Source organism: Okeania sp. SIO2B9, from assembly GCF_010672505.1.
In the GTDB taxonomy this organism is placed as follows: Bacteria; Cyanobacteriota; Cyanobacteriia; order Cyanobacteriales; family Microcoleaceae; genus Okeania; species Okeania hirsuta.
Map to the genome: position 1 here is coordinate 1 of NZ_JAAHGK010000076.1, position 10,996 is coordinate 10,996.

The 10,996-nt window shown below is 39.4% G+C and carries 12 protein-coding genes; 5 read left to right on the forward strand and 7 right to left on the reverse strand.

The genetic code is table 11. The features are described 5' to 3' along the window. Positions 1–196 precede the first annotated feature (196 nt). The 4 genes from F6K13_RS04875 to F6K13_RS04890 all read right to left on the reverse strand — a co-directional run bounded on the left by F6K13_RS04875 (position 197) and on the right by F6K13_RS04890 (position 7,729). Positions 197–2,407, reverse strand: a complete 2,211-nt coding sequence (locus F6K13_RS04875; RefSeq protein ID WP_124144096.1) for a molybdopterin oxidoreductase family protein — start codon at positions 2,405–2,407, stop codon at positions 197–199. Positions 2,408–3,507: 1,100 nt separating this feature from the next. Continuing rightward, a complete protein-coding gene (locus F6K13_RS04880; protein WP_124144095.1) occupies positions 3,508–5,025 on the reverse strand; it encodes an MFS transporter in 1,518 nt (505 codons plus the stop codon). 335 nt (positions 5,026–5,360) lie between these two features. Next, positions 5,361–6,047 (reverse strand): hypothetical protein, encoded by a 687-nt coding sequence (locus tag F6K13_RS04885; RefSeq protein ID WP_124154443.1) that lies wholly within the window; start codon positions 6,045–6,047, stop codon positions 5,361–5,363. Between the two features lie 149 nt (positions 6,048–6,196). After that, positions 6,197–7,729: a ferredoxin--nitrite reductase gene (locus F6K13_RS04890; RefSeq protein WP_124154442.1), complete on the reverse strand. Its 1,533-nt coding sequence runs from the start codon at positions 7,727–7,729 to the stop codon at positions 6,197–6,199. A gap of 529 nt (positions 7,730–8,258) precedes the next feature. Between F6K13_RS04890 and F6K13_RS04895 the strand changes: the two genes are divergently transcribed. Beyond that, complete coding sequence (locus tag F6K13_RS04895; protein WP_124144092.1) at positions 8,259–8,810, forward strand: PAS domain S-box protein; 552 nt, start codon at positions 8,259–8,261, stop codon at positions 8,808–8,810. Between the two features lie 130 nt (positions 8,811–8,940). Here F6K13_RS04895 and F6K13_RS04900 read toward each other — a convergent pair whose 3' ends face one another. Genes F6K13_RS04900 through F6K13_RS04910 form a run of 3 tightly spaced genes read right to left on the reverse strand, consistent with a single transcriptional unit; the run spans position 8,941 to position 10,345 of the window. Further along, on the reverse strand, positions 8,941–9,219 hold the full coding sequence (locus F6K13_RS04900) for a transposase (RefSeq protein WP_205127299.1): 279 nt from the start codon (positions 9,217–9,219) through the stop codon (positions 8,941–8,943). Beyond that, on the reverse strand, positions 9,203–9,406 hold the full coding sequence (locus F6K13_RS04905) for a hypothetical protein (protein ID WP_205127298.1): 204 nt from the start codon (positions 9,404–9,406) through the stop codon (positions 9,203–9,205). The genes F6K13_RS04900 and F6K13_RS04905 overlap by 17 nt, the downstream gene beginning before the upstream one ends. A 54-nt stretch (positions 9,407–9,460) precedes the next feature. Beyond that, positions 9,461–10,345, reverse strand: a complete 885-nt coding sequence (locus F6K13_RS04910; RefSeq protein ID WP_205127617.1) for a transposase — start codon at positions 10,343–10,345, stop codon at positions 9,461–9,463. A 41-nt stretch (positions 10,346–10,386) separates the two neighbouring features. Between F6K13_RS04910 and F6K13_RS04915 the strand changes: the two genes are divergently transcribed. Genes F6K13_RS04915 through F6K13_RS04925 form a run of 4 tightly spaced genes read left to right on the forward strand, consistent with a single transcriptional unit; the run spans position 10,387 to position 10,987 of the window. Continuing rightward, entirely contained in the window at positions 10,387–10,554 is a 168-nt protein-coding gene (locus F6K13_RS04915) for a hypothetical protein (RefSeq protein WP_205127296.1), read from the forward strand. Further along, positions 10,532–10,717: a hypothetical protein gene (locus F6K13_RS04920; RefSeq protein WP_205127295.1), complete on the forward strand. Its 186-nt coding sequence runs from the start codon at positions 10,532–10,534 to the stop codon at positions 10,715–10,717. The genes F6K13_RS04915 and F6K13_RS04920 overlap by 23 nt, the downstream gene beginning before the upstream one ends. Beyond that, on the forward strand, positions 10,714–10,854 hold the full coding sequence (locus F6K13_RS34910) for an ATP-binding protein (protein WP_353735326.1): 141 nt from the start codon (positions 10,714–10,716) through the stop codon (positions 10,852–10,854). Before F6K13_RS04920 ends, F6K13_RS34910 begins: the two co-directional genes overlap by 4 nt. Beyond that, positions 10,841–10,987 (forward strand): hypothetical protein, encoded by a 147-nt coding sequence (locus tag F6K13_RS04925; protein WP_240038859.1) that lies wholly within the window; start codon positions 10,841–10,843, stop codon positions 10,985–10,987. Before F6K13_RS34910 ends, F6K13_RS04925 begins: the two co-directional genes overlap by 14 nt. Positions 10,988–10,996: the final 9 nt, after the last annotated feature.

Consider the following 10,996-nt stretch of genomic DNA (forward strand, 5'->3'; position numbering starts at 1 on the left):
CCATTCTCTGTCTACAGTCTTTTTAGCAGATGTGATCAACTGTTTTTGAAGTTCAGCATTAGTGGGCTTCTTTTCTTCTGATTTATACTTTTGTTGGCAGCAAGCTAGGCTATCGTTCCAGACGACGTTGGGTTTTATTCTTCAACCCAACTTACACCTACATCCTCATAACTTCTGACTTGCGCGTAGCGCCATATCACCCCTTCATAGATATCGCTGACGATCTTTCTACAGAATACTCTGATTCCATCAAATCTTCCATAACAGCAGTTTCAAATTTAATTGGCCTCAACTGCACCGCACAAGCTTTTAACTCTGGTTGCCCAGACTCAGGACAAACTTGAGGATGAGTCAAAGCATTTGCCTCTGCTTGATTTGCCCATAGTGCCCCCCAGTGCATCGGCACAAATACAGTGCCTGGAGTAATAGCTTTAGTCACTTTTGCTGGAAATCTTGCTGCACCTCGTCGCGATCGCACCTCTACCCAATCATTTTCCTCAATCTCTAACTTCTGAGCATCCTTCGGATGAATTTCTATAAAAGGCATCGGGTGCATTTTTCTAATTTTATCAATGCGTCCTGTGCGTGTTTGAGTATGCCAATGACCATATAAGCGCCCTGTTGTCAACACAAAAGGATAATCAAAATTTGGTGGTTCTGCTAAACCTTGAGAGTAAAATGTAGCAAACCGTGCCCTGCCATCAGAAGTATTAAATCGGAAATCAGTATACAGACGCTCCTGAGATACTCCACTACTATCAGGGCAAGGCCACTGAATCGGACCTTTTTCCCGTAATTGGTCGTAGGTAATATCAGTTTGGTCGCAAGGGCGATCGCGTGTCAACTCAAGAAATTCAGCTCTCACTGCTTCCGAGTCAGCAAAATCAAACTGATTTGTAAATCCTAAACGGCGACCCACCTCTGCAAAAATTTCCCAATCTGCTTTTGCTTCTCCCAGGGGTTCGCGGAATGCAGTACACAAAGTTACCATTCGCTCCGAGTTTGTCATTGTGCCTGTTTTTTCTCCCCACTGAGCAGCAGGTAACAACAGATGAGCATATTCCGCTGTTTCAGTAGGATAATAAGCATCCTGATAAACAGTAAAAGGCGATCGTAACAAAGCTGCCTTAGTCCGCTCTAAATCTGGCATACTCACCGCTGGATTAGTCGCTGCAATCCACAAACAACCTAATTCTTGACGTTCTAAAGCCGTAATCATCTCCCAAGCAGTACGACCAGGAACAGCAGAAATTTGCCCAGGAGTCAATCCCCATAACTTTTCCAAATCAGCCCGATGTTGGGGATTTTTCACCACCCGATAACCAGGCAAAATATGAGCCAATCCTCCTGCTTCCCTACCACCCATAGCATTAGGTTGACCAGTCAGTGAAAACGGTCCTGCACCCGGTTTACCAATATGACCTGTCATCAAATGCAAATTAATCAGAGTACGGACTTTTGCCGTCCCCTCAGAGGACTGATTCATCCCCATTGACCACAAAGATAACACTTGCTTTGACTGACTCCAATAACGAGCTGCCGTTTCCAAATCATCCAAACGAATACCGCAGTGGCGTGCAACTAGATCGGGTGGGGAGTGACGAATCACATCAGTGTATTCAGGAAAACCAGTCGTACATTCATCAATGAATGTAGGATCGATCGCTCCCCAACGCATGAGTAGATGAGCAATACCGTTAAGTAGATCGATATCCGTACCTGGTCGAATAGCCAAATGCAAATCTGCTACTTCTGCTGTTTTAGTACGACGGGGGTCTACCACGATCATTTTCACTTTCCTATTTTTCTTGTGGTAAACCCGCAGACGATTAAATACAATGGGGTGACATTCAGCTGTATTAGTACCGATTAAAAATGCACAGTCTGTTTTTTCTAAATCGTCGTAGCAACAGGGGGGACCGTCAGAACCAAAACTTTGAATATATCCCGATACTGCCGAAGACATACACAGACGAGAGTTAGCGTCAAAGTTATTAGTTCCCAGACATCCTTTGAGCAATTTCTGAGCTACATAATAATCCTCTGTTTGAAACTGACCAGACCCGTACATACAAATTGCATCTGGTCCTTGGGTGAAGCGTACAGTTTGAATCCGATTAATAATCCGATTAAAAGCTTCCTCCCAAGTAACGCGACGGAAGGGTTCATCTAGAGTATCACGCATCATTGGATATTTGAGGCGACTTTTATCCAATGATTCAGCAACAGTGGCACCTTTTACACAAACTTTGCCTTGACTTGAGGGATGAGAGCGATCGCCCCGCACTTGCCAAATGGGATTACCTTTGCTATCTCGATTTGTTGCTTTTCCAGGAATTGCTGGCGGTAATACATCTAAGCCACAGCCAACTCCACAATAAGGGCAAAGAGTTTTGGTAGGTTCCATAGTTTACTTTAAGAATAATTTTATTGGCAGACGAACAAGTTAAATTCAAGCGAATATCATTTACATTTGGATGTTAAATAATTTAATTTTGTATTCCAGCAGAAGTTATTCTGCTGCTAAACTTTCCCTGATTTTTTGCTATTTATAATTAATATAATATAATACTTAATATCAATATTTAAGTTTTATGATTGTGAATTTAATTTTTGTTTATTATTGAAGACTTTATGAAAAATTATCTGTCACATTGGATACGTTTTAATACAGTTTTAAAATCGTAGGTTTTGTCATTGAACAAAGAGTCACAAAACGTTTACCCTACCTAAATTTTTTCATTGATAAATTTTAGTAAAAACCTTTAGTAAAAACCAAAATTTACTAATTCAGGCTGAAATAATATTATATTCAGTTGAATACCGGTACTTTGATATTCTTTACAGCGAAAATGCCTTCAAAGTTAGTAGGGGCAAGGGAAATACGTTGATCTGGCTAAAAATGGCTCAAACCTAGATATATCAGGAAAAAGGTTTTTTCAATGTAAAACCTAGACTATATAAGGGTTTGATGCTGTTATTAACATATTTTTTGCCAAAGTACCGATACTTATACATAATTAGGAATAGGGAGCATTTTATATTATTTGTCCCCTCTGGGCAGGGTCAATTTATTGTCACACTTAGAAAAATTGATGGGGAGATGGGGAGATGGGGACCCACCCCTAACCCCTTCTAGGAGGGGAATTTGGGGATATGGGGAGATTCTTAATATTTGCACAATTAAATGTATTTCATATCCATATAAATATTCTCTGACGAGAATGAATTAATCCTGCCCCCCTCCAGGGGAGCTACGCTAATAGATAATTACTTATAATAAAGTTTTTGTTTGTAGTTGGGCTTGAGCCTGTGCAATACTTAATATGAGAGCTAGAGCAAAACTACGAACTTGATGATAACTGTTCTACCGTAAGCATAGCTCCCCCGAAGGGGGCACATGATATTAACAGAAAATCAGGACAAGAGTAGGAAAAGTAATAAACCTGCCACATTCCCTAATCAGCAGAGCTTAACTGCAACTAAACTAAATGAAATAAGTGGGCATTAGTCTTCAGCAAACATAGGAACAGATTCTAGATTCACTTTCTCTTCATCCTCTTCATCCTTATGGTGCTCGGCAAATGAACCCTCTGGCTCTTTCAAGAAGAAAGCACACAGGAACGCCACAATTATTGACATTACACCAAGAACTTCAAAGAAAATTCGATTACCAACAGCACCTTCAGGCAACAGACTAAAAGTAGTCAGATAAACCACCGCACCTACGTTACCATAAGCACCAACATTACCAGCAATTTGACCTGTAACTCGGCGCTTAATTAAAGGAACTATAGCAAAAGTAGAACCTTCAGCAGCTTGCACAAAGAAAGAACACATCATAGTAAGTAACACAGCAGCAGGTAGCCACCAACCTCCAGTTACACGACCAAATGTGAGATAACCAATTCCCATCCCTGCGGTCAATACCGTCATTGTCAACTTGCGACTACCAAGTTTGTCTGAAATTAAACCACCACCAGGACGAGATGCCAAGTTCATAAAAGCATAGCTAGCTGCTATCATCCCTGCCACAGCTTTATCCAAGCCAAAAGTATTTTCAAAGAAAGCAGGAAGCATAGAAACTACTGCTAACTCAGAACCAAAGTTAACAAAATAAGTAAGTTCTAAAATTGCTACTTGAGAAAACTGATAGCGGTCAGCAGGAGGATAACGCTTATCACCTGCCATCAACTCTTTATTAGCTGCCCAACAGTTATAAGTTTGGAAACCATACAAACCTAAGAGCAATAGCCAGACAATAGAAAGTTGACCTTGAGATAGGAAACCAACTTTACTCAATCGCCAAGCTAGTAAACAAAGAACTCCTGTTAAAGGAAGATTCATCAAAATTAGGAAGATAAAATCTTTCTGGGTTGTAACTTCTAAACCTGTGGCACGCTTAGGCTTTTTATACACCTTACCAGGAGGAGTATCTTGAACATTGAAGAAATAAAACGCACCATAAAGTGCAGCTATAATACCTGTCAGAGCGATCGATAACCGCCAGTTTAATATCTCACCGCCACTAAAAGTTAACACAGCAGCTACAGTAGGAAGGGTAAAAGCAGAAGCAGCAGAACCAAAGTTACCCCAACCACCATAAATACCTTCTGCCAAACCTATTTCTTTAGGGGGAAACCATTCAGCGACCATGCGGATACCAATAACGAAACCAGCACCAACAATACTCAGTGCCAAACGACTGATAACTAACTGGCTGAAATTCTGTGCAAGGGCAAAGCCTATACAGGGAATAGCTGCATACATTAGTAGCAGCGAATAGGTAATTCTTGGTCCGTATTTATCTAACAACATCCCGATGATAATTCGGGCAGGTACTGTTAGTGCAACGTTACAGATAGCAATAGTTCTGATTTGAGAAGTTTCTAAACCAAAGTCTGCTTTTAATGATGTTGCTAATGGGGCTAAGTTAAACCAAACAACAAATGATAGAAAAAAAGCAAACCAAGTTAAATGGAGTATACGGTAACGGCCCCGAAAAGACCAAAGTTCTGTTAACATATTTTGTTGAATTACAATTATTAAGGCTATATAAGGTTACAAACAAAGATTAATTTCGCTGACAAGTGTAACTAAAAATAATCTGAGGCAGTTATGAAATTTGTGAATTAAATTAGTACCAGAGTGAGGTGTTAGTTTAAAGCGAACAATTAAATTTTTTTCTGATAACATAGTAGGTTGGCAAAAATTATAATTTATGTATTTTGCAGATTTTTCAGCACTTTAGCATCAAAAAGTTTCTTACTTTCATCGCTATCAGTGTAATTTTTAGTTAGTAGTGAATTATATATAAATTTCTACCTAACACCTACTATGTATTACCTCAAACCAAAGACCTATTTGGTTAACCATTGGTTAACTTGAACTACACCATTGGGAGTTAGTAGCACTAAATATTCTGCTGTTGGTTTGTTCTCATCAATAATACTAGAGTTAGCCAATTTGGCTAGAGGAGTTTCCCCAATGTACTCGGAAGCTGCTTTATTTATATGTTCATACTTGGCAACCATTCCTGCAGAGTTAATTGTGACTCGATAGGCTAAATTTTCAGAAAAAGTTGGATATTGTTTCCAAGCTTGGTCGATCTGGTTGTACAGCATTGAGTTTAATTTCTCAAGAGTATTTGAGTCAGTAATAACTTTTGGTGCTGCTTGAGTTTCTGGAACTGCTGCCATAGCTACTTGAGTTTCTATGGATGAAGTTTCTACAACAGGTACTGTATTAACTGCTGAGACTGACTCGGTAGTATCAACCGCAGAAGCAACAACAGAAGTTGATGGAGCAATAGTAGGTTTTGATGTGGGTGTGTTGGCTATAATAGTAGGAGTATCAGTAGTGGATGTAGCAACTATTGTTTCTTCTGCTTCTTGTTCTTGTTGTTGAGCATATTCTGCTAGAGAACTCTGCCAACTATTGACATAAGAACCAGCAAATAGTGTTAACCCGACTACAGACAGAATTTTCAGACCTAGAGACTTTGCAGTTTCGGATGAATTGTTAGAAGCATTAACTGTAGTAGACATTGTTGAGATTCTCCTTAATTGTTATTGTGCTTTGAGTGTAATAAATAAATTTTGGCTGTGAGACTAAATTTGAGAAACGCTATTTAAGCTTCTCCGGTCTTTATTTGTAAGATTTCTGATAGACTTTTGAAACACCCTTGATTGAAAACTTACTTTGGTTTAGCACCAAAATTTTCAATTAGTAAATTTCGTAAAATAGGTTTGAGGTCTTCACAGGGAATACCTTTTTGAACGCAACTGCCTAGTTTAGCATCTTTGCCAACTGTGCCTCCCATGTACAGGTCAACACTATCAACCATTTTGCCATTTTTGCGCGCTTTAGTACCCATTAAACCAATATCTGCAACCTGTGGCTGTCCACAAGAGTTGGGGCAACCAGTCCAGTGAATGCGTACTGGTTTTGGGATGAACAGTTCAGCCTCAACTTCCTTTGCCACTGCTAGGGCGCGACTTTTGGTTTCAATCATAGCAAAGTTACAAAACTGTGCCCCTGTGCATGAAACTACAGCCCGAGTTAATGGTTGAGGATTAATGGAAAATTTTTCTAGGAGTGGTTCCCCAAGGAATGGTTCTATTCTAGACTCAGGAACATTAGGAATAATAACATTTTGTTCCACAGTCAGCCGAATTTCTCCATTGCCATAAACCTCAGCTAGCCGTGCTAGGTCAAACATATTGTCAGCATACAGCCTACCAACCGGAATGTGCAACCCAATATAATTTAATCCTGGTTGTTTTTGTTTGTAAACCCCGATGTGGTCGCGTTTTTCCCAGATAATTTCGTCTTTTGGAGCTTCTGTCTCTAGAATTTGCCCCATTTGTTGCTGAACTTTTGAGCGGAATTCATCTAAACCCCACTCATCTATCAGCCACATTAGCCTTGATTTTTGGCGATTTCCTCGGGAGCCATTATCGCGAAATACTTCTAGAATAGCTCGACAGATGGCAACAACTTGATTTGGTTCTACCCAAGCATTAAGGGGTATAGCTGCTGCACAACGTTTGGCCGAGAAAAAGCCACCAACTAGAACATTAAAGCCAAATTTATCGTTTTTGTAGGCAGGAACAAAAGCAATATCATTTATTTCCGCATGGACAGAATTATCACGGCATCCGGCGATCGCTATATTGAATTTCCGTGGTAAATTGGTAAATTCTGGGTTGCCTTTGCTGTTGCCAGTAATCATGTCTTGGACTTGCTGAACTAACTCGCGGGTATCGTAGAGTTCATCAGCATCTATTCCGGCCACTGGGGAACCTGTGATGTTGCGTACATTATCCATGCCTGATTGAACGGTGGTTAAACCTACTTGTTCAAATCGATGGAAGATGTCTGGGATATCTTCTATCCTAATTCCCCGCAGTTGCAAGTTTTGTCTGGTGGTGATGTCGGCGCTGCCGTCTTCGCCGTACCGTTGGACTATTTCTGCCAAGACTCCCATTTGTTGACTGGTGATGAATCCATTTGGCATCCGCATCCGCAACATAAATTTGCCTGGAGTTACTGGTCGGAAGAATACACCTAACCATTTTAGTCTGTGGTCGCGGTCAGTTTTATCTATTGCTTCCCAGCCAATATTGGCAAATTTTTCTAGTTCTGTTTTCACTGCCAGACCATCTTTTTCTGCTTTAAATTTCTCAAATTTATTTAGTTTTTGTTGGCGTTCTACTGTGCCAGTCATCTATAACTATCCTCATTGGTAGGCAATCTCATAAATTTTCGGAAAATTAACTGTAAGATGCTTGAATTGACCCAATTACTGATTTTTTTGAGCCGACAACTAGAAAATCAAAATGTTTAAAATTTCTGCATCTGTTGTCACCATCTCATGTCAAATTTTTATTAATTTGTTGCTGACTAATGTAAATGAGTTTCAATTAAATATTCGTATTATTTGTTACAAAATATATACTTTTATGAATTTTATGTATTATTTAAATGCATTTATTGCATTTTAGCTGAAAAAGAGATATAGGGATAAAGCCTACTAACTGTTCCATGTTTTTTGTGCTGTAATTCAAGGATGTGGGTCAGCTTAGAAATCTAGAAACTACAAGTCAGTCGTCATTATTAATCAGACAAACAGCGAAATAGCCAAATTGTAAATATACAGAACTTTTTAGGGTGCTCAAGCGCACTTTAATAACAGTGGAAGGAAAGAGCGCGGACATAAAATATCTTTACCCCCAATATCTCCTGGTTGCAACAGATTGCAAGAAAAAGAACAACGCTTCCGTCTAGCTTTTGACGATGCACCTATTGGTATGGATCTGGTATCACTAGATGGAAATTTTTTCGAGGTTAACCATGCTTTGTGCGAAATGATAGGTTACAGTGAAGCTGAATTGATCCAGTTAACTTTCCAAAAAATTACTTATCCTGACGATCTAGCTGTTGACCTTGCCTTTGTGCAGGAACTCTTAGAAGGAAAAAAAAGCAAATATAATATGGAGAAGCGCTATATTAGCAACGAAGGTCATATTGTCTGGATAATTTTGAGTGTTTCTCTAGCAAAAGATCCATCAGACGAACCTCTGTATTTTATTGCTAAAATTCAAAATATTACTCCCCGCAAGCAAAATGAAGCTCAACAGCAAAGACTAATTACTCAGCTAAAAATCAGTAACCAAGAACTAGAAGATTTTCCTTATGTAGCTTCCCACGACTTGCAGGAACCACTACGGAAAATTCAGACCTTTGGCGATCGCCTCAAAGCTAAATATGGGGAAGTGTTGGATGAAAAAGGGCTAGACTATCTATAAAGAATGCAGAGTTCTGCCAACAGGATGCAAATTCTAATTAGGGATTTATTAGACTTCTCACGCATTACGACCAAAGGGCAACCCTATGTACCTGTAACCCTTTCTCAAATATTAGAAGAAGTGTAACTGCCTAGCTAGTAGTAATAGAGGTGAGAAAAAAAGATACATCACCAAGTAAGGCCCTAGTAATAACTTCCAACAAATTCAAACTATGGTTAGAAGCAGTAGAAAGAAAAGAACGGATATTGGCAAATGAAACCGCAAAATCAAAGGAGCGAAAGCCACCTGAATTTTTCTGCTTACACTTGATCATAGGCAAATCACGCTCTGCTTGATGATTGGTAAAGGGAACATCCGGTTCTGTCAGAAACCGTAAAACATCACCCTGAAAATTAGAAAGACGCAACAATTAAGTTATCACCAACACCTCGTTTCACCCGTCCTCGATTACCTTTGCTAGTCAGGGGTGATTCAGAGCAATGAAAACTCAGCCCTCGTTTGATGATTTGCTCATACAATTGAGTCAGACGAGAAACTATATTTTTAGGAATACCCTTGGGATAGCGATGTTTGTAATTACAAGCTAAACGTAACAACTTGTTGATTGACTTAGCCCAAGATTCTTGCTCTATTTCTTCTAGAGCTTTGAGTTATCGAAGATGATAGCCATTACACAAAGCGTGATTAACATCTTGGAGTTGATCATACGGCTTCCAGTGGTCATGGACTACTACACCTTTGATATCAGCCAATATTTCTATGTCTTTACGTTTACCACCAACTCGATACCAGGTTTCTGTTTCAGTTGAAACCACGTGTAACCAATTGGTTTTTCCTCCAATCCTGAATCCCGTCTCGTCTAGATGTTTAACTGATGCTGCTTTGAGTTGGGATGCAATCTCACTGACTACAGGTTCTATGATTTTGGCAAGTGTTTTTGTTGTCTTGGCTATTGTCCCTGGTGTGATTCGACAACCAAACAAATCCCACAGCACTTCACTCAATCTGTCTTCGGGAACAAAATGTTGATGATTTAGATACGCTGCAACTGCTTTAATTCTTACTCCATACTGTACTGGTGCTGTCACAGATTCTGGAAAACTTCCTTGTATCTGTGCCCCACATTCTAGACATTCTTTCACTGCTACTCTGTGTTCTGTGACAATTATTTCTGGCTCTGGTATATCAAATACTTGTCCCTTGATGATTTTTTTGACGGCTACAACCCCCAGTTCACATCCACATCTCTGACATGACCATGGTGTTGGATGTTCTACTATTTCCTTTGGTTCTAATACTTGCTCTAATCTCTGCCCTGGATGACCTTTGTGTCCTGCTGATGGTCGCTTCCCTTTTTCTGTTAAACTTTTTGTCCGTATTTTACTTGACTTTTTGAGTCCATAACTTGATGGTGGCTTTGAACTTGTTTGACTATCTAACCCCAAACGCCTCTCTAGCTCTGCTATCCTTTCGGGCAGTGCCAGATGTTCTTTCTCTAGGCTCTTGATTTTTTGATCTTTTTCTTCTGGACTCATAGTTCAAAAATACCATATTTTTTCCCTCATGTGAATATTCCTTGCTTTCCTACCTGGGCAGTTACGAAGAAGTTATTGAGGACTTAGAGAACCGCATTGAACAAACAAAAGCTCAGGTGGAAATAGAAGAATTACTTACTATTCAGGCCGACTCGATACAAATGCGACAATTTTTCCAAAACTTAATTGGCAATTCACTTAGAATTTAATATACCAGAAAATCACCCCATTGTCAAGGTAGAAGCAATTTTACAGTCGGAAACTAATCAAGTTCAAATTATGGTATCCGACAATGGAATTGGTTTTGAGGAAAAATATTTATACCTTTCCAACGCCTGCATAGCAAGCAAAAATATCAAGGCACTGGTATAGGACTGGCAATATGTCGTAAAATAATAGAAATACACAATGGTAATATTACTGCTCGTAGTATCCCTAATCAAGGAACTACTTTTGTGATTACTTTGCCTATTGAACAAAGTTTAGATAAGCAAAATGAGCATATCTAAGTTGAATAAAACACCAGTACCAATTCTCATGGCTGAAGATGATGAGGACGATCGTCTCTTGGCAATGGAAGCTTTTGAGGAAAGTAAATTACTTAATAAATTATATATTGTTGAGGATGGGGAAGAATTATGAGATTTTTTA

Coding starts and splice junctions, on each gene's coding strand:
- F6K13_RS04875 (WP_124144096.1), bottom strand. CDS start 2,407: ATGGAACCTACCAAAACTCTTTGCCCTTATTGTGGAGTTGGCTGTGGC.
- F6K13_RS04880 (WP_124144095.1), bottom strand. CDS start 5,025: ATGTTAACAGAACTTTGGTCTTTTCGGGGCCGTTACCGTATACTCCAT.
- F6K13_RS04885 (WP_124154443.1), bottom strand. CDS start 6,047: ATGTCTACTACAGTTAATGCTTCTAACAATTCATCCGAAACTGCAAAG.
- F6K13_RS04890 (WP_124154442.1), bottom strand. CDS start 7,729: ATGACTGGCACAGTAGAACGCCAACAAAAACTAAATAAATTTGAGAAA.
- F6K13_RS04910 (WP_205127617.1), bottom strand. CDS start 10,345: ATGAGTCCAGAAGAAAAAGATCAAAAAATCAAGAGCCTAGAGAAAGAA.
- F6K13_RS04925 (WP_240038859.1), top strand. CDS start 10,841: ATGAGCATATCTAAGTTGAATAAAACACCAGTACCAATTCTCATGGCT.